Raw genomic sequence first — 22,873 nt, 5'->3', positions numbered from 1 at the left:
TCGGGGTGGCTCGGTGGGCTGATTGCGGTGGCTTCAAGCAGCTCGTTGAGCCGGGCGCGCCCCCTGGGGCCCGGCCGTGTCGAAACGGCCTTCTGCAGTCGGGGGTGCGTTTCGACACGGTCTCGCCTGGCGGCTCGACCGGCTCAACGGGCTGGGGGCGTTTCGACCGGCTCAACGGGCGGCGGTCGCAGGTAGCTCGTTGAGCCGGGCGGGCCCCCGGGGCCCGGCCGTGTCGAAACGGCCTTCTGTGGTTGGGGGGCGTTTCGACTCGGTCTCGGCTATCGCCTCGACCGGCTCAACGGGCTATCGGGCGGCGGCGGCCATGCGGGCGATCACCGACGACGCCTCCTGGGCGGTGCTGCCCTCGTTCGCCAGGTGCGCCATCGCCGGATCGAGGGGGCGGCCGTGGCGGGCCATCGCCTGCGCGTACAGGCGGCCGGCCCGGTACGACGACCGCACCAGCGGCCCGGCCAGCACTCCGGCGAAGCCGAGTTCGGTCGCGTAGTCCGAGTGCTCGACGAACTCCTCCGGCTTCACCCAGCGCTCCACCGGATGGTGGCGGGGGGAGGGGCGGAGGTACTGCGTGATGGTGACGATGTCGCAGCCCGCCTCGTGCAGGTCACGCAGCGACTCGCGGACCTCGTCGGGCGTCTCGCCCATGCCGAGGATCAGGTTCGACTTGGTCACCAGCCCGAAATCGCGGGCCTGGGTGAGGACGTCGAGCGACCGCTCGTAGCGGAAGGCCGGGCGGATCCGCTTGAAGATCCGGGGAACGGTCTCCAGGTTGTGGGCCAGCACCTCGGGCCGGGCGTCGAACACCTCGGCCAGCAGGTCGGGCTTGGCGTGGAAGTCCGGGATCAGGTTCTCCACACCGGTGCCCGGGTTGTATTCGTGGATCTTGCGGACCGTCTCGGCGTACAGCCAGGCGCCCTCGTCGGGCAGGTCGTCGCGGGCGACGCCGGTGATCGTCGAATACCGCAGGCCCATCGACTGGACGGATTCGGCGACGCGTCGCGGCTCGTCGCGGTCGAGCGGAGCCGGCTTGCCGGTGTCGATCTGGCAGAAGTCGCAGCGCCGGGTGCACTGCTCACCGCCGATCAGGAAGGTGGCCTCGCGGTCTTCCCAGCACTCGTAGATGTTGGGGCAGCCGGCCTCCTCGCACACGGTGTGCAGGCCCTCGCTGCGGACCAGGCCCTTGAGTTCGGAGTACTCCGGGCCCATCGTCGCCTTGGTCTTGATCCACTTCGGCTTGCGCTCGATCGGGGTCTGCGCGTTGCGGACCTCGAGGCGGAGGAGTTTGCGGCCCTCGGACTTGATTTCGGGAGCGGCCTTGGCAGCGGAGTCGGGCGAGGCGGTCACTGTGTCGATCCTACGCTTGTGCGATCGGCGTCCAGGCATTCCCGAACGTGGGCGGCGACGCCGTCGAGCGTCTCGTCGACCGTGATCGGCCGGCCGAGCTCGGCGGCGAGGGAGGTGACCCCGGCGTCGGCGATCCCGCACGGCACGATCGCGGAGAACACCGACATGTCGGGATCGACGTTGAGGGCGAAGCCGTGCAGGGTCACCCCGCGGGACACGCGGATCCCGATCTGCCCGAGTTTGCGTTCGCCCTGGAGATTCGGCCCGCTCCCGGCGCCGGGCTGATCGACGACCCACACCCCGGAACGACCCGCCACCCGCGTCGTGACGAGTCCCTGGTCGGCGCAGAACCGGATCAGGGCCTCCTCGACGCGGCGGACGTAGTCGACCACGTCGAGCGGTTCGGCGAGCTTGACGATCGGATAGCCGACCAGCTGTCCGGGGCCGTGCCAGGTGATCCGGCCGCCGCGGTCGACGTCGATCACCCGGGCGCCGTTGACCGGCCGGTCGCCGTCCTCGGTGCGTTTGCCCGCGGTGTAGATCGACGGGTGCTCGAGCAGGAGGAGCAGGTCGTGATCGAGTTCACCGGACGCCCGCTGGGCGGCCAGCCGGTGCTGCAGGTCGTAGGCCGTCTCGTAGTCGACGAGACCGAGTCTGCGGACCTCGAGGCGGCCGGTCTCGGCACGGGCGGAACCGTTACGCACGGGCGTACTCCAGGGCTTGCGGGAGGGTGGGATGCGCGAAGACGAAGCCGTGGTCGGTGAGGACCTTCGGTTCGACCCGCGAGGAGGTCAGGATCAGTTCGTCGACCAGTTCGCCGCCGACGGCGTGCGCGAGCGCGGCGGGCACGCGGAACCAGGCGGGACGGTGCACCTGCTGCGCGAGGAGCGCACTGAAATCGCCGTACCGGACGGCCTGCGGGCTGGCGAGATTCACCGGACCGGCGATATGCCGCTGTTCGAGGAGGAACTCGATCGCGGCGACCTCGTCGTGCAGTGAGATCCACGAGAAGAACTGCCGGCCGTCACCGATCGACCCGCCGGCGCCGAGCCGGTACAGGGGCCGGAGACGTCCGAGGAGACCGCCGGACGGGGCGAGGACCGGAGCGGTGCGCAGCCGGACGATGCGCGCGCCGGCGGCGGCCAGGGTGGCGGCCTCCCAGTCGACCGCCAGGTCCGCGAGGAAGCCGTCGCCGGGCGGGGAGTCTTCGGTGGCCGCGTCCTCCCCGGTGTCGCCGTAGAAGCCGGTCGCGCTGGCGCTGACGAAGACCGGCACCCCGGCGTCGGCGACGGCCTCGGCGAGCACCGAGGTGGGGGTGATCCGCGAGTCGCGGAGCCGCTGCTTCACCCAGCCGCTCCAGCGCCGGGTGCCCAGTCCCACTCCGCCGAGGCCGATCACCGCGTCGGCGCCGTCGAGCGCGCCGGGCGGGACGCCGAACGTCTCCGGATCCCAGCGCACCTGATCGGCTCCGGTCACCGGCGTGCGCACGAGGCGCACGACGTCGTGACCGGAGCGCGTCAGCGCGTCGACCAGCGCCGACCCGATGAGCCCGTGGCTCCCGGCGACGGCGATTCGCATGGAGATCTGCTACCTGCTCTCGGTGGGCTACAGGCCGAGATCGGCGGCGAACTCGCCGCCTTCCAGGCGATGGCGCACCGTGGTGAGGAAACGGCCCGCGTCGGCGCCGTCGATCAGCCGGTGGTCGTAGGTCATCGGCAGGAAGGCCATCGACCGGGCGGCGATCGACTCGGTGCCGTCGGCGGCGGTGAGGACCACCGGACGCTTGACGATGGCACCGGTGCCGAGCATGGCGGCCTGCGGCGGCACCAGGATCGGGGTGTCGAACAGGGCGCCGGCGCTGCCGATGTTGGTGATGGTGAACGTGCCGCCGGCCAGCTCGTCGGGCTTGAGGTCGCCGGAGCGGGCGCGGGCGGCGATGTCGGCGATGGCGCGGGCCAGACCCGCCAGCGACAGGTCGTCGGCGTTGTGGATCACCGGCGAGAGGAGACCCTGCGGGGTGTCCACGGCGATACCGAGGTTCACCTTCCCGTGGTAGGTGATCTCCTTCTTGGCCTCGTCGATCGACGCGTTGATGTTCGGGTGCACCTTGAGCGCCTCGACGACGGCCTTCGCGTAGAACGGCAGGAACGTCAGGTTGACGCCCTCGGCCGCGGCGAAGCCGGCCTTCGCCTGCTTGCGCAGCTGGGCGATCTTGGTCATGTCGACCTCGTGCACCTGCGTGAGCTGGGCGGTGGTGGCGAGCGACTCGCGGGTCTTCGCGGCGGTGATCTGCCGGATCCGGTTGATCTTCTGCGTGGTGCCGATCAGGGCGGCCAGTTCCGAACTCGGCGCCGGGGCCGCGGCGGCCGCCGGAGTCGCGGCGGGGGCGGCGGGAGCCGGTGCGGCGGGCGCCTTGGCGGCCTCGACGGCGGCGAGCACGTCCTGCTTGCGGATGCGTCCGCCGACGCCGGTACCGGTGACGGTGGCCAGGTCGATGCCGTTCTCGGCGGCGAGCTTGCGCACCAGCGGGGTCACGTACGGCGTCGACTCGAGGTCGTTGCCGTCGGTCTGCGCGGCGGGTGCCGGCGCGGCCGGGGCGGGAGCCGCCGGGGCCGGGGCGGCCGGAGCGGGAGCCGGGGGCGCCGCCGGAGCGGGCGTGGGCTCGGGAGCGGCGGCGGCCGGAGCCGGCTCGGGCTCCGCGGGGGCCGCGGCCGGGGCGGCACCGGGCTCGCCGATCACCGCGAGACGGCCGCCGACGGCGACGACGTCGTCGGTGTCGGCCACGATCTCCAGCAGGACACCGGCGAACGGCGACGGGATCTCGGTGTCGACCTTGTCGGTGGACACCTCGACCAGCGGCTCGTCGACGGCGACGGTGTCGCCGACCTGCTTGAGCCAGTTGGTGACGGTGCCCTCGGTCACCGACTCGCCCAGCTCGGGCATGGTGACGTCGTTCCCGGACGACGCGGCGGCCGCGGGTGCCGGAGCGGCGGGCGCGGCGGGGGCCGGGGGAGCGGACGCGGCGGCGGGAGCGGCCGGTTCCGGCTCGGGGGCGGGCTCCGGCTCGGCCGGGGCGGCGGGCGCATCGCCGCCGGCCTCACCGGCCTCACCGATCAGACCGAGCTGGCCGCCGACCTCGACGACGTCGTCCTCCTGGGCGACGATCTTGATCAGCACGCCGGCCGCCGGCGACGGGATCTCGGTGTCGACCTTGTCGGTCGAGACCTCCAGCAGGGGCTCGTCGACGGCGACGGTGTCGCCCTCGTTCTTGAGCCATTGGGTGACGGTACCTTCGGTGACACTTTCACCCAGTGCGGGCATCTCGACGGAGAAGGCCATTGCGTGTTGCTCCCTAGTCAGTTCGCTCGATGAACTTTTTCACCCGAGACCCTACCCCTTGAATGACCGGCCTTCAGGGCGGTCCGGGGTACCCGTGGGTAGGGGCTCAGCCGGCCTCGGCGATGTCCTCCAGCACGGCGATCAGCGTGCGCACCGGGACACCGGTCCCGCCCTTCGGCGTGTAGCCCCACGGGCCGCCGGTGTTGAACGCCGGCCCGGCGACGTCGAGGTGGGCCCAGCCGACGCCGTCGCTCACGAATTCGCGCAGGAAGATGGCGGCGCTGAGCATGCCGCCCCAGCGGTGATTGGTGACATTCGCCAGGTCGGCGACGCGCGAGTTGAGGTCTGACCGGAGCTCGGCGGGCAGCGGCATCGCCCATCCGTTCTCGCCCACGGCGCGGGAGATCGCGGCGACCCGGTCGCGGAACTCGTCCGTGCCGAGTACGCCGGGGGTGCGGGTGCCCAGGGCGACCATCTGGGCGCCGGTCAGGGTGGCGGTGTCGATCAGGTAGTCGGGGTCGTCCTCGCAGGCCCGCACGATGGCGTCGGCGAGGATCAGCCGGCCCTCCGCGTCGGTGTTGAGCACCTCGACGGTGGTGCCGCCGTACTGCGTCAGGACGTCGCCGGGCCGCTGCGCGGTGCCCGACGGCATGTTCTCGGCCATCGGCACGGTGGCGGTCACGGCCACGTCGAGCCCGAGCCGCGCGGCGGCGATGACCGTCGCGATCACCGCGGCCGCGCCGCCCATGTCGGAGGTCATGTGATCCATGCCGGCGGCCGGCTTGATGGAGATGCCGCCGGTGTCGAAGGTGACGCCCTTGCCGACCAGCGCGACCTTCTTGCGGGCGTCGTTCTTGGCCGACGGCGTGTAGGCGAGCCGCACGAGGCGCGGTGGCCGGGAACTGCCCTGTCCGACGCCGACGATGCCGCCGTAGCCGCCCGCCGCGAGCGCCTCCTCGTCGAGGATCTCCACGGTCAGGCCGGCCGCACCGCCCGCGCGTCGTGCGCGGTCGGCGAACTCACCGGGGTAGAGGTGGCTGGGCGGGGTGTTGACGAAGTCGCGGGCCAGCGCGACGGCGTCGGCGACGACGAGCGCGTGGTCGAGTTCGGCCCGCGCCTGCTTGGTCTTCTGGGGGACCAGGAGCGAGATCTCACCGGCCGGCTCCTTCGGCGATCGGGACGCCGCCGAACGGAACTCGTCGAACCGGTAGGCGCCGAGGTAGAAACCCTCCGCGGCGGCACCGAGACCGGCCGCGGACAGCGTCGACACCACCGGGCCGGCGCCGTCGAGGGTGCGGATCGCGTCACCGGCCGCCTGCCGCACGGTCTCGGCGTCCTCGGCGTCCTCGGCCGCACCGAGTCCGACCGCCACGACGAGCCGCACGGGCAGGGCCGCGGGGGCGGGAACGGTCACCACCTGGCCGGTCTTACCGCTGGCGCGCACGGCGCGGAGCGCCGCCGTGAGGGCCTCGGCGGCCTCGTCGTCGAGCAGGTCGTCGGTCAGGAGCAGGACCGGATCCGGGTCGGTCGGCGACGTCTTCGCGTCGTCGTCGGTGTCGCCGGTGAGGAGGCCGATCACCAGAACGTCGTCGTTCTTGGTCAGGCCGGTGGCGAGGTCGATGCGGGGTCCGCGGGCACGGTTCAGGATGTCGTTGCTGCTCACGCCGACCCACTGTAGCCCGCCCGGGCGGAGGTGATCGGGAGAGTCGCGCAGGTGGCGCGATACGGTGAGCGCATGACCGAACTCCTCGCCGGCCCGATCGCCGACCGCCACGCCGCCCTGGGCGCCAGCTTCGCCGAATTCGGCGGCTGGGACATGCCCGTCTCGTACTCCGGAACCTCCGCCGAGCACGCCGCCGTCCGCGAGGCCGTCGGTCTGTTCGACGTCAGCCACCTCGGCAAGGCGCTGGTCGCCGGCCCCGGCGCCGCGGCCCTCGTGAACGACACCCTCACCAACGACCTCGGCAAGATCACCCCCGGCAAGGCCCAGTACACGCTCTGCTGCAACGACCGCGGCGGCGTGATCGACGATCTGATCGCCTACCTGGTGTCCGACGACGAGGTCTTTCTGGTCCCCAACGCGGCCAACACCGCCGACGTGGTGGCGGCGCTCGCCGCCGTCGCCCCCGACGGGGTGGCGGTGACCGATCAGCACCGCGACTACGGCGTCTTCGCCGTGCAGGGACCGCGGGCGCCGGAGGTGCTGGCGGCGCTCGGCCTCCCGACCGAGATGGAGTACATGGCCTTCGCCGACGCGGAGCTGCGTGCCGGGGATGCCGTCTACCCGGTGCGCGTCTGCCGCAGCGGCTACACCGGCGAACGCGGCTACGAGATCCTGCCGCGCTGGGACGACGCCGGCCCCGTCTGGGACGCCCTGCTCGCCGAGGTGACCGCGCGTGACGGTCAGCCCTGCGGCCTCGGCGCCCGCGACACGCTGCGGACCGAGATGGGCTACGCGCTCCACGGCCACGAACTCACCGAGGACATCACCCCGGTGCAGGCGCGCAGCTCGTGGGCGGTGGGCTGGAACAAGCCGTCGTTCTTCGGGCGGGACGCCCTGCTCGCCGAGCGCGAGGCCGGCCCGGCGCGGCGCCTCGCCGGCCTGAAGGCGACCGGCCGCGGCGTGCTGCGCGCCGGCTGCACCGTGCACCTGATGCCGGGCGGCCCGGTGATCGGCGAATGCTCCTCGGGGACTTTCTCGCCGACCCTGAAGGCGGGCATCGCCCTGGCCTTCCTGGACACCCTCGCGGGGGTCAGTGCGGGCGACGAGGTGGTGGTCGACGTGCGCGGCCGCAGCGTGCCCGCCGTCGTGGTGAATCCGCCGTTCGTCGAGAGCCACGTCTGAGCGAATCGCGGCTCGGGCGCAGCGCTATTGTTGTCCCATGACGCTGGAGTTCATCCGTACCGACCACCCCCATCCCGTCTCGGAGGGCCGTCGCGCCGAGATCCTGGAGGCGCCCGGCTTCGGCAATCACTTCACCGATCACATGGTGACCATGGACTTCGACCGGGAGCGGGGCTGGCATCGGGCGAAGGTGACCCCCTACGGCCCGATCGCCCTGGATCCGGCGGCGATGGTCCTGCACTACGCGCAGGAGATCTTCGAGGGACTGAAGGCGTACCGCCAGCCCGACGGCTCCATCGCCGCCTTCCGTCCGGAGGCCAACGCGGCGCGGTTCGCGACCTCGGCCGAGCGCCTGGCGATGCCGCCGCTGCCGACCGGGCACTTCCTCGACTCGCTGCGCGAGTTGCTCGCCGTCGACCACGGCTGGGTCCCGGCCGCCGGTGGCGAGGAGTCGCTCTACCTGCGTCCCTTCATGTTCGCCACCGAGCCGAGTCTCGGTGTCCGGCCGTCCAACGAGTACCGCTACGTGCTGATCGCCTCGCCGGCCGGCGCCTACTTCTCCGGCGGGGTGAAGCCGGTCAGCGTGTACCTCTGTACCGAGTACGTCCGGGCCTCGCCCGGCGGTACCGGCGCCGCCAAGTTCGGCGGCAACTACGCCGCGTCGCTGCTCGCCCAGGCGCAGGCCGCCGAGCAGGGCTGCGACCAGGTGGTCTGGCTCGACGCGGTGGAGCGCACGTACATCGAAGAGATGGGCGGCATGAACCTGTTCTTCGTGTTCGGCAGCGGCTCCGACGCGCAGATCGTCACCCCTGAGCTCTCCGGTTCGCTGCTGCCCGGCATCACGCGCGACTCGCTGCTCACGCTGGCGGCCGACGCCGGCTACGGCGTGTCCGAGCGCAAGATCTCCACCCGGGAACTGCGCGAGGGCGTCGACTCCGGCGCCATCACCGAGGTCTTCGCCTGCGGCACCGCCGCGGTGATCACCCCGGTCGGCCGCGTCAAGAGCGATACCGACGACTACCTGGTGGGCGACGGCACCACCGGCCCGGTGACCCAGGCCCTGCGCGACACCCTCACCGGCCTGCAGCGCGGCACCTTCGCCGACCGCTACGGCTGGATGACGACGCTCTACCCGTAGCCGCGAGCATGCCGGGACGAGTCTCCGTCGGCGGCGGTCAGGCGAGGAGCACGACGAGCGCGAGTGTCGTGGACAGCTCGATGGTCGCGCCGAGGACGTCGCCGGAGACGCCGCCGATCCGGCGCGCGCAGTGCCGGGTGAACGCGTAACCGAACGCGACGACGACGATCAGGGCGATCGCCGCGCGGATCGGTGCGCCGAGCTGGAAGGCCGGCGTCGCACCGGCGCCGAGCCACCCGGCCCCGGCCACCGCGATCGCCGCGACGACGAGCCACACCGCGATCGCCGCGCGCTGCGTACCGGCGACCAGCGCCCCGAAACCGTCCGGATTGGCCGACGGCAGACCCGAGCGGCACGCGATCACCACGGCCACCCGGCCGAGGAAGACCGCGAACGCGAGGTCGTACCAGTGACTCTCGGCCGCCAGACCGCCGACGGTGAGGGCCTGCAACAGGAGGACGAGCACCAGGGTGGCGGCGCCGAACGGTCCGACGTCGCCGCTGCGCATCACGGCACGGACGCGCTCGGGGTCGCCGTAGCAGCCGAGCCCGTCGGCGGTGTCGGCGAGGCCGTCGAGGTGCATGCCGCGGGTGGCGAGCGCCAGGAAGACCACGCACAGTGCGCCGGTCACCGGCGCCGGGAGCGCCGTGTACCCGAGACCGAAGGCCAGTGCGGCCGTCGCGGCGCCGAGCAGGGCGCCGACGACCGGCACGGCCGCGATCACGCGGCGCCCGTCGGTGCGATCGGGTGCCGACCGCGGCTGGGGGACCGGGACGACGGTCAGCCAGCTCAGTGCCAGCCGCACCCCGCCCGGCCGCGCGGTCACGATCCGTCGTCGACGCCGGCCGAGGTGAACGTCGCCATGTCGATCAGGATGTCGACCGCGTCGGTGACGACGGGCAGCGCGGTCACCGCGCCGGAGCCCTCGCCGAGCCGCATCGAGAGGTCGAGGATCGGTTCCAGCCCGAGCTCGAGCAGTGCGAAGCCGTGCGCCGGTTCGGTGGACCGGTGTCCCGCGCACCACCAGGCGCTCGCGCCCGGTGCGAGCAGATTCGCGACCAGCGCGGCCGACGTCACGACCATGCCGTCCAGGATCGCCGGGGTACGACGGACCGCGGCCTGGGCGAGGAAGCCCGCCATGGCGGCGAGATCGGGCCCGGCGACGGCCGCGAGCAGATTCAGCGGGTCGTGCCGGTGAGGGCGGCCGAAGCGCATGCCGTCGCGGATCGCGGCGGTCTTGCGGATCCAGGCGGCGTCGTCGATGCCGGTGCCGCGGCCGACCACGACCACCGGCTCCTTGCCGGTGACGATCCCGGTCAGCACGGCGGCCGGGGTGGTGTTGCCGATGCCCATGTCCCCGGCGATCAGCAGATCGGCGCCCGCATCGACCAGTTCGTCGGCGACGGCCCGCCCGGCGGCGACGCTGCGGCGCGCCTCGTCCAGCGTCATCGCCTGCCCGCGCCGCAGGTCGCCGGTGCTGCGGCGCACCTTGTAGCGGGCCACGACGGGATCGGCGTCATCGGTGTCGACGGACATGTCCAGCACCTGGACCGCCGCGCCGGCGCGGCGCGCCAGCACGTTGACCGCGGCGCCGCCCGAGGCGATGTTGGCGACCATCTGCGCGGTGACCTCCGGCGGGAACGCGGACACCCCGTCGCGGGCCACCCCGTGGTCGCCGGCGAAGACCGCCACCTGCGGGGCGACGATCCGCCGCGGCGGACAGACGCCCTGGCACGACGAGACCCAGACGACGAGGTCCTCCAGGCGGCCGAGTGAGCCCGGCGGCTTGGTGAGCGTCAGCAGGCGCGCCCGGGCCTGTTCGGCGACGGTCTCGTCGGGCAGGTCGACCGGGGGGAAGTCGGCGTCGGTGGGGCCCGCCGCGGTTGCGGGGGGTCGTTTCGACCCTTCGGCCGCGGGCCGTCGCAGGCTCCGCCCCGCATGCTCAGGGCCAGGCTCGAGCTCGGCTCGCACCTCGCTCGGCGGGGCGGGCTGGTCAGGGGCGGCCTCGCTCGGCGGGGCGGGCCGGTGAGGGTCGGCCTCGGTCTGCCGGCGTGACAGCGGCCCGGTCGTGGCCACGGGCTGCAGGATCCGCCCGGCCACCACCAGCTCGACGTCGTCGCACGCCGCCGCGACGGCCAGATTCGCCGCGCCCAGGACGTCGGCGAAGCGGCGGCCGGCGTTGGTGGACGGCACCACGGACAGCCCGACCTCCGGGCTCACGATCACCAGGTCGCCGTCGTAGGCGGCGACCGCGGTCGCCAGCTCGGTGATCTCCGCGCCGAGATCGGCGCCGGGATCGTCCCAGCCGCCGGTGGCGTCGAGCAGGGCGGTGACCCAGTTCCCGAGGTCGTCGATCAGGGTCGGCACCCCGTCACCGTCGCGTAGCTGCCCGGCCAGATCGGTCGTCTCGACGGTGGTGAACCGGGTGTCGCGCCGGTCGCGGTGGGCCTGGACGCGGCGCGCCCACGACTCGTCGCCGCCGGGCACCGCACCCGTCGCGAGATAGCGGACGGCGGGCGGGCCGGCGAGGAGCGCCTCGGCCCGCGCCGACTTGCCCGACCGGGTGCCGCCGAGGATCAGTGTGCGCATGCGCGGCTAGACCTTGGCGCCGAGCGAGACCCGGGGCCGCGGCGCCCGCATCATGCGCAGCTGCATGGCCCGGGTGAACGCGTACAGACCGAGCCTGAAGCCGCCGTCGGTGCTGTCCGGGAACCGCTCGCGCACACGCTTGTTGACCAGGCGGCCCAGGATCAGGGAATCGATCACCATGAGCACCACGAAGAGCAGCATCACCAGTGACATGTACTGGCTGACGCTCGGAATCATCATCGTCACGATCAGCACGACGGCGAACGGCATGAACAGCCCGGCGAAGTTGCGCCGCGAATCGACCAGATCGCGCGTGTAGGCGCGCACCGGCCCGCGGTCGCGGGCGATCATGTACTTCTCGTCGCCCTCCATCATCTTCTCGCGCTGATCGGCGCGGGCCTTGTTCCGCTCGGCGCGCAGCTCCTTGCGCTCTTCCTTGGTCAGTGTCGACTTCTGGGCCTTCTTGCGGGCCCGGGCCTCGGCGCGCGTGGTCGGCGGCGGTGCGACCGGTCCGGTGCGGCGCCGCTGGGAATCGCGGCGTTTGGGAGTCGGGCGGCCCTTGCCGGGGGTGGTCGCGCCGGACTGCTTCGCGCCGTTGTCGGCGGCGGTGTCACTCGCGTTCTCGGCGGTGTCGGCGGAACTGTCGGCGGCCGCGTCCGCGCCGGATTTCCAGGGCATCTTCACGCCCACGAGCCTAAGCCATCGCCGAACCTCCCCGCGGAGCCGCCCGGCATAGCTAGAGTCGCTGACCATGACGGTGGGGGCGCGGGTGCTGGTGATGCCGGACTCGTTCGGCGGAACGCTCGACGCGGTGGAAGCGGCGGCGGCGATCGGGGCCGGCTGGCACGCCGCCCGCCCGCACGACGCCGTCTCGCTCGCCCCGCAATCCGACGGCGGTCCGGGCTTTGTCGAGGTGCTGGCCACCGCGTTCGGCGTGCGAGTCCGCACCCAGACGGTCGACGGTCCGCTGCGTACCCCGGTGCGGGCATCGTGGCTGCTGCACGACCGCACCGCCTATCTGGAGGTGGCCCAGGCGTGCGGTCTGCACCTGGTTCCCGACCCGGACCCGCGCACCGCCGTCGAGGCCGACACCGCGGGCGTCGGCGACCTGATCGCGGCGGCGCTGCTGGCCGGGAGCAGCCGCATCGTCGTCGGACTCGGCGGTTCGGCCAGCACCGACGGCGGGCGAGGGGCCTGCGAACGGCTCGGCGGGCCGGCCGCCGCGGGCCGGCTGTGCCGCGACGTGGAACTCATCGTGGCCACCGACGTCGACAATCCGCTGCTCGGCGCCGACGGTGCGGCCGCGACGTTCGGGCCGCAGAAGGGTGCCGATCCGGCGGCCGTGGCGTTCCTCGAGGAGCGGATGACGCGCTGGGCGGACCAGCTGGCCGCGGCCGGCGGCCGCGACGTGCGCGATCTGCCGGGTGCCGGAGCGGCCGGTGGACTCGGCGCGGCGCTCCTGGCCGCCGGCGCCCGGCGGGTCTCCGGGGCCGGTCTCATCGCCGAGCTGACGCGGCGACCCGCGGCGATCGCCGGTGCCGACCTGGTGATCACCGGGGAGGGCCGGATCGACGCGCAGACCGGTCACGGCAAGGTGGTCGACGCGATCGCGGCCGAGGCGACGGCCGCGGGCGTCCCGCTGATCGTGCTGGTCGGCGAGTCGCGGCTGACCGACGCCGAGGCGGCGCGGTTCGGTGAGGTCCATTCGCTGACCCATCACGCCGGGTCGCGCGCCGCCGCACTCGCGAACGCCGGGCCGGAGCTGACCAGCCTCACCGCGGAGCTGGCCGCGGGGTGGACCGGCGCGCGTGGCGCTCGTTCCGGCTATTGACCGCCGGCCACCCGGATGGTCTGGCCGGTGATCCAGCCGGCCGCCGGTGAGGCGAGGAATTCGATGACCGAGGCGATCTCGGCCGGTTCGGCGAGGCGGCCGAACGGCAGATGGAACATCCGGGGATCGAGGTGCGCGCCGAAGCGCTGCGCGGTGTCGAGCGCGAGCCCGGTGTGGGTGCCGCCCGGTGCCACGGCGTTCACGGTGATCGATCGCGCGGCCAGGTCGACGGCCAGGCAGCCGACGAAGGCTTCGACCGCCGCCTTGCTCGCACTGTAGATCGCATGGTTGGCGAACGGCGTGCTGGCGCTGATCGACGACAGACACACGATGCGCCCGCCGTCGGGTATGAACGGCAGGGCACTCTGGATCGCGAAGTAGACGCCCCGGGTGTTGGTGCCGAAGACCGTGTCGTAGATCTCCGGGGTGGCCTCGTCGATGTGTTCGAGGTGCTCGATGCCGGCCGGAATGCAGAGCACGTCGATCGTGCCGCCGAGCCACTGCGCCGCCGCGCCGATCGCCTCTCGTGTGCGTGCGATGTCGGCGAGGTCGGCGCACACGCTCCGGACCCGGCGCCCGGATTCCGCGGCGATCGAGTCGGCGGCCTCGTCCGCGGCGGCGTGGTCGGAGCGGTAGCCGATCACCACATCCGAACCGGCGCCGGCGAGAGCGCGCGCGGCCGCGAGGCCGATGCCGCGGCTCCCGCCGAGGACGACGGCCCCGCGCTTCGTGTCTGCCTCCATACGTTCTCTCCTCACTCGTCGGCCCGGTAGCCGAGCATGCCGGTGGTCATCGCGATGATCGACCGCTGCCGGTCGGGATCCATGGCGGCGGGGTCGCCCGCGTGGGTGGCTTCGTAGTCGGCGAGCAGGGCGAACAGCGCGCTCGTGGTCCCGGTCAGCCGGTGCACCCGCTCGTCGGGCGGAAGATCGCGCATCTCCGCGTGCAGGAGGCGCGCGAGCTTGTCGGTGGCGGGCCAGCGGTCGAGGCGCTGGGCGGTGAGGACCTCCGGGTGGGTGCGTACCCGATCGAGGAACCGCGCGTAGTGGGTGGAGCCCTGCGCGTACGGCACCGTGAACATCGGTTCCACCAGCACGCGTACCAGCGCGGGCAGGCCGACCGGCTCCGTCTCGCCGGTCGCGATGTCGGCGAGCATCGCCATGCGCTGCTGGTCGAGGCCGGCCTGCCGGCGTTCGACGATCCCGACGATCAGCCCGTCGCGGGAACCGAAGTGATAGTGCACCGCGGAGTTGTTGCGCTGGCCGGCGGCCAGGGCGATGTCGCGCAGAGCGACGTCCGGGCCGCGTTCGGCGATCAATCGTTCGCCCGCGAGCAGGAGCTGTTCGTGTCCCTGTCGGGTACCGCCGGAGGTCATGCCGCGAGCCTAGTATTAAGCGAAAGTATTTACAAGAATAATCATATGTGATTAAAGTCGGGGCCATGCGTCACGACCAGCACTGCGCGGACCCCGCCGTTCACCAGATCGAGGCCCTGGGGGCGGTGGTGCAGATCGCCTTCGTCGTCCCGGACCTCTCGCGTGCGACCGCCGGTCTCGGGGCCGGGCTCGGGGTGCCGCGATGGCTTCGACTCGACGACGTCGCGTTCACGCCGGGGTCGTGCCGGTACCGGGGTGCGCCGGCGGACTTCACCGCGGCGGTGGCCTTCGGGATGTCGGGCGATCTGCAGATCGAGGTGATCGAACCGCGGGCGGGCGTCTCCGTCTACCACGAATTCCTCGAACGCGCGGATACGGGCGGGCTGCATCACGTGGCGGTGCTGCCGGACGACCTGGATGCCGCGAAGGCCCGGCTCGCCGCCGCGGGGCACCCCATCGTGCAGGAGGGGGTGATGGCCGGCGGCGCACTGCGCTTCGCGTACGTCGAGCCCGACGGGCCGGCCGGGTTGCTCGTCGAACTCCTGGAGATGAGCACCGGTCTCCGCGAGTACCTGACCCAGGCGTGACCGCCACCCGGAGCCGCGGCGACGACCGCGGCGGACGACAGGAGGAATGATCGATGGCGACAGACATCCGGGAGATCGACACCGGAACCGGTTTCGACAGATTCGCGCGGGGCTGGCACTGCCTCGGGCTCGCCGAGGACTTCCGGGACGGCAGGCCGCACGCGGTCGACGCCTTCGGGACCCGGCTGGTGGTGTTCGCCGACGCCGGGGGTGAGCTGCGCGTCCTCGACGGCTACTGCCGGCACATGGGCGCGGACCTGGGCGCGGGAACGCTGCGGGACGGTCGCGTGGCGTGCCCGTTCCACGGCTGGCAATGGGACGGCGGCACCGGCCGCTGCGCCGTCGTACCGTACGCCAAACGAACCCCGAAGCTGGCGCGCACCCGCACCTGGCACAACGCGGAGATCAACGGGCAGTTGCTCGTCTGGCACGACCACGAGCAGGACCCGCCGCCGCCGGATCTGCTGCCGCCGGCGATCGACGGATTCGCCGAGGGCCGCTGGAGCGAGTGGGCCTGGCGCAGCGAACTCATCACCGGGTCGCACTGCCGGGAGATCGTCGACAACAACGTCGACATGGCGCACTTCTTCTACATCCATCACGCCTACCCGACGTACTTCAAGAACGTGCTCGACGGCCAGACGGCCACCCAGCTCATGCATTCGAAGGCGCGCGAGGACATCTTCGGGGATTCGCCGTACTACCACCCCGACTCGCTGCTGCGGTCGGAGGCGACCTACTTCGGTCCCGCGTACATGATCAACTGGCTCCACAACGACTTGGGCGACGGCACGACCATCGAGGTGGTGCTGACCAACGCCCACTACCCGGTGACTCAGGACTCGTTCGTGCTGCAGTGGGGTGTCGCGGTGGCGGCCCTCCCCGGAGCCGGGCCCGGGCAGACCCGCGCGCTGGCCCGGGCCTTCTCCGCCAAGTTCTCCGAGGGCTTCCTCGAAGACGTCGAGGTCTGGCGGCACAAGACGAGGATCGACAACCCGCTGCTCACCGAGGAGGACGGGCCGGTATATCAGCAACGCCGCTGGTACGAGCAGTTCTATCTCGACAAGTCCGAGGTCACGGCGGACATGACCGCGCGGTACGAGAGCGAGATCGACGTGCGTCACGCGCGCCGGGAATGGGACGCGGAGATCCAGCGGAATCTGCTGGAGAGGCGGTGAGCCGCTCATGAAGATCGTCATGCACGATGCCGCCCGCTGCGCGAACAGCGGCCGCTGCGCGGCGCTCGCCCCCGATGTCTTCGCGCCGCGCGGTACCCCGGACCGGTTGCGCCGGATCGTCGTCGACGGTGACGACGAAGACTATCTCCGGCGCATCGTCGCGCCGCTGTGCCCGGCCCGGGCCATCGGGCTGGTCGACCCGCGCCTGCCGAGGGAGGCCTGACCGGGCACGGCGGTGGGGGAATATCCGATCGCGGAGTACCGTTATAGCCGACGGCTGCGCTTCACCGCCCGTGGTGGAGGCGCCGCCGGTAGATCGGAAGGCGTCACCGCCTTTGCCCGCAGACATGAGGGAGCACCCATGACCGTCCAGAACGAGACCGCACAGTCGGGTGTGGTCCTGACCGATTCCGCCGCCGCCAAGGCCAAGGCCCTGCTCGACCAGGAGGGCCGCGACGACATGGCCCTGCGCATCGAGGTGCAGCCCGGCGGCTGCGCCGGCCTGCGCTACCAGCTGTACTTCGACGACCGCACCCTCGACGGCGACATCGTCGACGTCTTCGGCGGCGTCAAGCTGGCCGTCGACCGGATGAGCGCCCCGTACATGAAGGGCGCGACCATCGACTTCGTCGATTCGATCGAGAAGCAGGGCTTCACCATCGACAACCCGAACGCCACCGGCAGCTGTGCCTGCGGCGATTCGTTCAACTGATCGCGCGCAGCGCAGCGACCCCGACGGCCGCCGTCCCCCGAACAGGGGGAGGCGGCCGTCGTCGTTCCGCCTCCGTTTAGGCTGAGCGAATGTTCATTGCCGTATGCGGGTCGCTCGCGACCGACCATCTGATGAAGTTCCCCGGAAAGTTCTCCGAACAGCTGGTCGCCGACCAGCTGGAGCACATCTCGCTGAGCTTCCTGGTGGAGGACCTGGTGGTCCGCCGCGGCGGCGTGGGCGGCAACATCGCCTTCGCGATCGGTGCGCTCGGCGGAAATCCGCTGCTGATCGGCGCGGCCGGTGAGGACTTCGGCGACTACCGCGACTGGCTCAGCGACCACGGCGTCGACTGCCGCGGTGTGCGCATCTCGGGCACCCAGCAGACCGCGCGATTCATGTGCACCACCGACGAGACGATGGCGCAGCTGGCCTCGTTCTACCCGGGTGCGATGTCTGAGGCCCGCCGCATCGACGTGACCGAGGTCTTCGACGAGACCGGCCGTCCCGACCTGGTCCTGATCGCCCCGGACGACCCCGAGGCCATGGTCCGGCACACCGAGCTGTGCCGCGACCACGGCATCGCCTTCGCGGCCGACCCGAGCCAGCAGCTCGCCCGGCTCGACGGAGACACCGCGCGGAACCTCATCGAGGGTGCCGAATACCTGTTCACCAACGACTACGAGTGGGGTCTGCTCCGGCAGAAGACGGGTCTGACCGACGACGACGTCGCCGCCCTGGTCAAGATCCGCATCACCACGCGCGGGGCCGACGGCATCGACATCGTGCCGACCGGCGGCGACGCGATCCACGTCCCGGTGGTCCCGGTGGCCGAAGCGGTCGATCCCACCGGCGTCGGCGACGGCTTCCGCGCCGGATTCCTCACCGGCCGGTCACGCGGCCTGAACTTCGAGCGCGCCGCCCAGCTCGGCGCGATGGTCGCCACCCTCGTCCTGGAATGCGAGTCGACGCAGGGCTGGGAGTGGGATCGCGACGGCGCCGTCGAGCGTATCCGCGGCGCGTACGGCGATCAGGCGGCCGCCGACATCCACGCGGTGCTCTGAACCCGGCCGGACGGTCCCGGGGCCACCGCGGCCCCGGGACGTCCCGTCAGAGCCGGACCGGGTAGTCGCGCTCCTCGATCTGCGGATCGATGGAGCCGTCGACGAAGATCCCGTACCAGATCATGAAGCACAGCACCGTCCACAGCCGCCGGCTGTTGTCCACCACCCCGGCCCGGTGCTCGTCGAGCATCTGCAACACGAACCGCTTGTCGAAGAGGTGATCGGTGTCGGAGGCGACGATGGTCGACCGCGCCCAGTCGTACATCTCCGGCCCGGCCAGCCAGTGGCGCAGCGGGACCGGGAAACCGAGCTTCTTCCGATGCAGCACGTGCGCCGGCACGATCTGCTCCAGCGCCTTGCGCAGCGCGTACTTGGTGGTGCCATGACTGATCTTCTCGTCGAACGGAAGTCGTTCGGCGACGGCGAAGACCTCCTTGTCGAGGAACGGCACCCGCAGTTCCAGTGAGTTCGCCATCGTCATCTTGTCGGCCTTGACCAGGATGTCGCCGCGCAGCCAGGTGAACATGTCGAGGTGCTGCATGCGCGCCACCGGATCCATGCCGGTGCTCGTGGCGTAGATCGGCGCGGTGACGTCCATGTGCGTCCAGTCCGCGCGGTAATTGCGGAGCACGCGGCGCAGCCGCTCGTCGTCGAAGCTGCGGGCGTTGCCGTAGTAGCGCTCCTCCAGGGTCTTCGATCCCCGGTCGAGCAGGCTCTTCCCGCGGGTGCCCTCGGGGATCTTCTGGCTGAGCTTGCCTGCGGCCCGGCGCATCCGCGGTCCCAGCTTCTCGAACGACCGGAGCGAGAGCGGCTCCTTGTAGATGGTGTAGCCGCCGAAGAGCTCGTCCGCGCCCTCCCCGGACAGCACCACCTTCACATGCTTGCGGGCTTCGGCGGCCACGTAGTACAGCGGGACCAGCGACGGATCGGCCACCGGATCGTCGAGGTACCAGATGATCTTCGGGATGGCCGCGATGTACTCCTCGGGACTGACCACCTTGATCACATGTCGCGCGCCGATCGCCTCGGCCGATTCGGCGGCGACGTCGATCTCCGAGTAGCCCTCGCGCTCGAAACCGGTGGTGAAGGTGATCAGATCCGGGTTGTGCTGGATGGCCAGCGCGGCGATCGCCGTCGAATCGATGCCGCCGGACAGGAACGACCCGACGGTGACGTCGGCCCGCATGTGCTTGGCGACAGAATCGCGCAGGACGTCGGCGATCTCGTCGTACCGGGCCGCTTCGCCGGGCCGGGCGAACGGCTGCACGGCGAACCGCGGCCGGAAGTAGCGGGTGGTCGTCGGCGCCTCGCCGGGCCGCAGCGTCGCGTAGGTGCCCGATTCCAGACGCCGGATGTCGGCGTGCAGCGACTCCGGTTCCGGGACGTACTGCAGGACCGTGTAGTGCTCGACGGCACGCGGATCCAGCTCGGAGTCGAGTCGGAGGGCGTCGAGCAGTTGCAGCAGGCTCTTCTTCTCGCTGCCGAACGCGGTGCCGCCGGGGCCCGTCGCCAGGTAGAGCGGCTTGATGCCGAACGGGTCGCGGGCCAGGAACAGCTCCCGGGTCACCGTGTCCCAGACCGCGAAGGCGAACATGCCGCGGAGCTTGCGCACCACGTCCGGGCCCCAGTGGTGGAAGCCGGCGACGATGGGCTCGCCGTCGCCGTCGGTGGCGAACTCCGCGCCGAACTCGCGCTGCAACTCCTCGCGTAGCTCCAGGTAGTTGTAGATCTCCCCGTTGAAGGCGAGCGCGTAGCGTTCCGGTTCCTCCGGCGGCCCCCAGCGCAGCGGCTGAGCCGAATGCTCGATGTCGATGATCGAGAGCCGATTGAAACCGAAGACGACGTCCTGGTCGTTCCAGGTGAGCGCATCGTCCGGCCCGCGGTGGCGCATGCAGTGCGAGGCCTCCGCGATCAGGTCGACGAGCGACGGCGCCGAGCCGTCGGCGGTGAGCATTCCGAGCAAGCCGCACACGTCTGCCGCGCCCCTTACTGTTCGGTGTCGTGAAAAAGGCGCCCGATCCGGATCGGGTGCCAACCTCTCTACTATGCCGCAGAGCGGTGATCGGCGGCGAACCCGGCGCACCGCCGAAGACGCAGGACCGGTGCCTTCGCCCAGGTCGCCGGTGGTGGTGACACGACGGGGAGACCCAATCGCGACCAGTTCGCCGTGTTGGTCTACGCTGCGTAGTACATGGTGCGAGAATGTCCATCAGCGAGTGCTGCACGACGGACTCCTCGCGCGCAAACAGCTCCCTGTCAGCAGGAAGGCGTGACATTGACTCACGGTGGACGTAAGTCGGCCCGGCGCATCACTGCGTCGCGCACGGTGAAGCGAGTCGGCGGACTCGGCGCTTTGGCGGCTGCCGCGCTGTTCCTTACCGGTTGCAGTCCGGAAGAAGCGGTGCGTTTCGGCTGGCCTGCCGGTGTGACTCCGGAGAGCCACGACATGCTCCGGCTCTGGCAGTGGGCCTGCATCGCGGCCCTCGTGATGGGCATCTTGGTCTGGGGCCTGATCTTCTGGACCATCACCTTCCATCGCCGCAAGAAGAACCAGACCGAGCTCGACGCGACCGATCCCGGCTCGGAGTTCCCGCGCCAGACCGGCTACAACGTGCCGCTGGAGCTGGCCTACACCGCGATCCCGTTCGTGCTGATCGCGATCCTGTTCTACTTCACCGTCATCACCCAGACGAAGGTGGAGAAGAAGGTCGACGATCCGGCCGTGGTGGTCGACGTCACCGCGTTCCAGTGGAACTGGAAGTTCGGCTACAACCAGGTGAAGACCTCGAACGGCGACACCCTGGTGTCGAAGGACCAGTCCCGCAAGGGCGGCCCCTTCGAGATCCAGCAGCAGCCGGACTACATCGAGTTCCACGGCAAGGAGATGGAGAAGCCGGGCCCCGCTGGTGGTCGCGACGACGACATCCGCAACTACCTGACCTTCGACAAGATCGAGACCCTGGGCACCTCCTCGGAGATCCCGATTCTGGTGCTGCCGACCAAGACCCGTATCCAGTTCGATCTGGCTTCCGCGGACGTCGTGCACTCGTTCTGGGTTCCGGAGTTCCTGTTCAAGCGCGACGTCATGCCGTTCCCCAAGGAGAACAAGCAGGAGTCGACCTTCCAGATCAGCGAAATCGAGCGTGAGGGCGCCTTCGTCGGTCGCTGCGCGGAGATGTGCGGCACCTACCACGCGATGATGAACTTCGAGGTCCGCGCCGTGCCGCGCGAGGTCTTCGACCAGTACATCAACTACCGCAAGAACAACCCGGACAAGACCAACGCCGAGGCGCTCACGGCCGTGTGCCAGGAGCCGGAGTCGGTGGTCACGGTGCCGTTCAACACCCGCCGGGTGGCGAACACCGATGTCCCGAAGAACCTGGGCAACAAGAACGACACGTCCATCCCGAACTGCACTCCGGCGAAGTAAGAGGAGCACGACTCGCTATGAAGATCGAATCTCGAATCTTTGAAGCCATCGCGGTGTTCTTCATCGTGATGGGCATCATCTACGCCGTGGCGACCTACTTCTACCGGACCGGCGTCGAATGGGCGGGCGTGGCCTGCCTGTTCTTCTCCGCCGCGCTCTCGCTCCTGGTCGGCAGCTACTTCCGGTTCGTGGCGCGCCGCGTGGAGATCCGCCCCGAGGACTACGACGAGGCCGAGATCGAAGACGGTGCCGGCGAGCTGGGCTTCTTCAGCCCGCACAGCTACTGGCCCATCATGATCGCCGGTGCCGCCGCGCTGTTCGCCATCGGCTTCGCCACTGGCAACTTCTGGTTCTCGATCGGCGTGGCCCTGTTCCTGGTGGCCGCCGTCGTCGGCCTGGTGATGGAGTACCACGTGGGGCCCGAGAAGCACTGACGTCGCTCCCGAGTCGTCGAGGCCGCACCCGGTTCGCCGGGTGCGGCCTTCGTCGTCTGGGGGTATCAGCCGATGGGGGGCTGAAGTCGCGGGTCGGGCCGGTGTCCGCGTGGCGACCGCACTCCGTGAGACGCCGCATGGGCAGCGGACGGGCACCGTCGGTTCTCGGTGACGATGATCAGTCGCACGCCAGACGGGGCTGCCCGCGGCGTCGTGGTGGGGTGGTGGCGACGGGAGGAATCGGGACGGTCCTCGTCGCGTATTCGGCCCGCTGTCGTCGGATCGCTCCGTCGAGCCCACGCCTCGTGTCGACGCCGGCCGACGATAATACGACGACGGTGGCGCGGGCAGAGGCTCCGGCCGCGTTCGTTGCTCGACGTCACTACGCGGCAGCCCACAGGACCCCGGTATTTGCTTCCGTGGCGCCATAATGCGTAACCCAGGGGTTTCGCGTGCCCGTGCGCGCTGCGCTCACTGTGGGCCTGTGCGCCGTGCTTCGAGACGGTGGTCGTGGCTGCCGCAAAAACCCGTACCGTCAGCGGGTGGCCGCTGACCGGGTGACCGGGATCAGGCCGTAGCGCGTGCCGTGGTGCGATTCACCGACGACGTGCTCGCGACCACTGATCGCGGGATACGCGAGAACGGTCACCGTCGACTCGATGCGTCGTAGTCAGGCGACCGGCCGGCGCGCCTGCTGATCGAGGCGCAGCGGGCCGGCCGCCGTGTTCTTGCGATGCCGGCCCCGGGCTGAAGCTAGCTCGGGCGCCGGAGGGTGCGGACTATCGCGATCAGGTACCCGGCCACCAACGGAGCAATGATCGCGTACCTGGTACGTAAGCGGTTCACCGGCACGACGGAGATCGTCCCGTGTCAACGGCGGGTGAAATCTGACCCCCTATCGACGTCTGAAACCTGACCCCCTTTGATGGTTGGTTACTGCTGTTCGCCCGGTTCGGGCGAAGTTGTGAGGAGCTCCCGTCGGGAGCGGGTCCGGT

21 protein-coding genes are annotated in these 22,873 nt (G+C 71.0%); 10 read left to right on the top strand and 11 right to left on the bottom strand.

From position 1 onward, the window contains the following. Window positions 1–303: 303 nt before the first annotated feature. The 5 genes from lipA to ACSEEN_RS15620 all read right to left on the bottom strand — a co-directional run bounded on the left by lipA (window position 304) and on the right by ACSEEN_RS15620 (window position 6,361). Window positions 304–1,398, bottom strand: coding sequence for a lipoyl synthase (gene lipA, locus ACSEEN_RS15640; RefSeq protein ID WP_440713673.1), 1,095 nt, complete (start codon window positions 1,396–1,398; stop codon window positions 304–306). Next, a complete protein-coding gene (gene lipB / locus ACSEEN_RS15635) occupies window positions 1,356–2,063 on the bottom strand; it encodes a lipoyl(octanoyl) transferase LipB (RefSeq protein ID WP_440713672.1) in 708 nt (235 codons plus the stop codon). Before lipB ends, lipA begins: the two co-directional genes overlap by 43 nt. Then, window positions 2,056–2,937: a TIGR01777 family oxidoreductase gene (locus tag ACSEEN_RS15630; protein ID WP_298446029.1), complete on the bottom strand. Its 882-nt coding sequence runs from the start codon at window positions 2,935–2,937 to the stop codon at window positions 2,056–2,058. The genes lipB and ACSEEN_RS15630 overlap by 8 nt, the downstream gene beginning before the upstream one ends. A gap of 27 nt (window positions 2,938–2,964) precedes the next feature. Continuing rightward, window positions 2,965–4,698, bottom strand: coding sequence for a 2-oxoglutarate dehydrogenase, E2 component, dihydrolipoamide succinyltransferase (sucB, locus tag ACSEEN_RS15625; RefSeq protein WP_440713671.1), 1,734 nt, complete (start codon window positions 4,696–4,698; stop codon window positions 2,965–2,967). Window positions 4,699–4,804: 106 nt separating this feature from the next. Beyond that, window positions 4,805–6,361 (bottom strand): leucyl aminopeptidase, encoded by a 1,557-nt coding sequence (locus ACSEEN_RS15620; protein ID WP_371308645.1) that lies wholly within the window; start codon window positions 6,359–6,361, stop codon window positions 4,805–4,807. Between the two features lie 72 nt (window positions 6,362–6,433). Here ACSEEN_RS15620 and gcvT point away from each other — a divergent pair, with 72 nt between their 5' ends. Beyond that, the gene (gene gcvT / locus ACSEEN_RS15615) at window positions 6,434–7,543 is read left to right on the top strand and encodes a glycine cleavage system aminomethyltransferase GcvT (RefSeq protein ID WP_247864093.1); all 1,110 of its coding nucleotides are present in this window, start codon (window positions 6,434–6,436) and stop codon (window positions 7,541–7,543) included. A 37-nt stretch (window positions 7,544–7,580) separates the two neighbouring features. Next, complete coding sequence (locus ACSEEN_RS15610) at window positions 7,581–8,681, top strand: branched-chain amino acid aminotransferase (RefSeq protein WP_440713670.1); 1,101 nt, start codon at window positions 7,581–7,583, stop codon at window positions 8,679–8,681. 37 nt (window positions 8,682–8,718) lie between these two features. Here the strand turns inward: ACSEEN_RS15610 and ACSEEN_RS15605 are convergent, their stop codons facing one another. Genes ACSEEN_RS15605 through ACSEEN_RS15595 form a run of 3 tightly spaced genes read right to left on the bottom strand, consistent with a single transcriptional unit; the run spans window position 8,719 to window position 11,954 of the window. Continuing rightward, on the bottom strand, window positions 8,719–9,507 hold the full coding sequence (locus ACSEEN_RS15605) for an adenosylcobinamide-GDP ribazoletransferase (protein WP_440713669.1): 789 nt from the start codon (window positions 9,505–9,507) through the stop codon (window positions 8,719–8,721). Beyond that, a complete protein-coding gene (cobT, locus tag ACSEEN_RS15600) occupies window positions 9,504–11,270 on the bottom strand; it encodes a nicotinate-nucleotide--dimethylbenzimidazole phosphoribosyltransferase (protein WP_247864090.1) in 1,767 nt (588 codons plus the stop codon). Before cobT ends, ACSEEN_RS15605 begins: the two co-directional genes overlap by 4 nt. A 6-nt stretch (window positions 11,271–11,276) precedes the next feature. Next, a complete protein-coding gene (locus ACSEEN_RS15595) occupies window positions 11,277–11,954 on the bottom strand; it encodes a DUF3043 domain-containing protein (protein WP_371308644.1) in 678 nt (225 codons plus the stop codon). A gap of 67 nt (window positions 11,955–12,021) precedes the next feature. Here ACSEEN_RS15595 and ACSEEN_RS15590 point away from each other — a divergent pair, with 67 nt between their 5' ends. Further along, on the top strand, window positions 12,022–13,101 hold the full coding sequence (locus ACSEEN_RS15590; protein WP_440713668.1) for a glycerate kinase family protein: 1,080 nt from the start codon (window positions 12,022–12,024) through the stop codon (window positions 13,099–13,101). On the opposite strand, the gene ACSEEN_RS15585 is transcribed toward ACSEEN_RS15590, so the two are convergent. Together ACSEEN_RS15585 and ACSEEN_RS15580 are read right to left on the bottom strand one after the other, a co-directional pair. Next, window positions 13,095–13,844 (bottom strand): SDR family NAD(P)-dependent oxidoreductase, encoded by a 750-nt coding sequence (locus tag ACSEEN_RS15585; RefSeq protein ID WP_440713667.1) that lies wholly within the window; start codon window positions 13,842–13,844, stop codon window positions 13,095–13,097. The genes ACSEEN_RS15590 and ACSEEN_RS15585 overlap by 7 nt on opposite strands. 11 nt (window positions 13,845–13,855) lie before the next feature. Then, a complete protein-coding gene (locus ACSEEN_RS15580) occupies window positions 13,856–14,476 on the bottom strand; it encodes a TetR/AcrR family transcriptional regulator (RefSeq protein ID WP_440713666.1) in 621 nt (206 codons plus the stop codon). Window positions 14,477–14,541: 65 nt separating this feature from the next. Here ACSEEN_RS15580 and ACSEEN_RS15575 point away from each other — a divergent pair, with 65 nt between their 5' ends. From ACSEEN_RS15575 to ACSEEN_RS15555, 5 genes are all read left to right on the top strand, one after another. Then, entirely contained in the window at window positions 14,542–15,063 is a 522-nt protein-coding gene (locus ACSEEN_RS15575; protein WP_440713665.1) for a VOC family protein, read from the top strand. Between the two features lie 53 nt (window positions 15,064–15,116). After that, complete coding sequence (locus tag ACSEEN_RS15570) at window positions 15,117–16,241, top strand: 3-ketosteroid-9-alpha-monooxygenase, oxygenase component (protein WP_440713664.1); 1,125 nt, start codon at window positions 15,117–15,119, stop codon at window positions 16,239–16,241. Between the two features lie 7 nt (window positions 16,242–16,248). Then, window positions 16,249–16,464 (top strand): ferredoxin, encoded by a 216-nt coding sequence (locus ACSEEN_RS15565; RefSeq protein WP_247864083.1) that lies wholly within the window; start codon window positions 16,249–16,251, stop codon window positions 16,462–16,464. Between the two features lie 138 nt (window positions 16,465–16,602). Continuing rightward, window positions 16,603–16,953 (top strand): HesB/IscA family protein, encoded by a 351-nt coding sequence (locus tag ACSEEN_RS15560; protein WP_247864082.1) that lies wholly within the window; start codon window positions 16,603–16,605, stop codon window positions 16,951–16,953. Window positions 16,954–17,042: 89 nt separating this feature from the next. After that, window positions 17,043–18,014 (top strand): carbohydrate kinase family protein, encoded by a 972-nt coding sequence (locus ACSEEN_RS15555; RefSeq protein ID WP_247864081.1) that lies wholly within the window; start codon window positions 17,043–17,045, stop codon window positions 18,012–18,014. Window positions 18,015–18,060: 46 nt separating this feature from the next. Here ACSEEN_RS15555 and asnB read toward each other — a convergent pair whose 3' ends face one another. Next, window positions 18,061–19,986, bottom strand: coding sequence for an asparagine synthase (glutamine-hydrolyzing) (asnB, locus tag ACSEEN_RS15550; RefSeq protein ID WP_298446416.1), 1,926 nt, complete (start codon window positions 19,984–19,986; stop codon window positions 18,061–18,063). A 297-nt stretch (window positions 19,987–20,283) separates the two neighbouring features. Between asnB and ctaC the strand changes: the two genes are divergently transcribed. Together ctaC and ACSEEN_RS15540 are read left to right on the top strand one after the other, a co-directional pair. Continuing rightward, window positions 20,284–21,444, top strand: coding sequence for an aa3-type cytochrome oxidase subunit II (gene ctaC / locus ACSEEN_RS15545; RefSeq protein WP_247864079.1), 1,161 nt, complete (start codon window positions 20,284–20,286; stop codon window positions 21,442–21,444). 17 nt (window positions 21,445–21,461) lie between these two features. Then, a complete protein-coding gene (locus ACSEEN_RS15540) occupies window positions 21,462–21,878 on the top strand; it encodes a cytochrome c oxidase subunit 4 (protein ID WP_247864078.1) in 417 nt (138 codons plus the stop codon). The last annotated feature ends 995 nt before the right edge of the window (window positions 21,879–22,873 follow it).

It is taken from the genome of Gordonia marina, assembly GCF_052036135.1.
Lineage (GTDB): Bacteria > Actinomycetota > Actinomycetes > Mycobacteriales > Mycobacteriaceae > Gordonia.
Note: the sequence above shows the minus strand (reverse complement) of the source record. Positions and strands in the feature narration are given on the sequence as shown.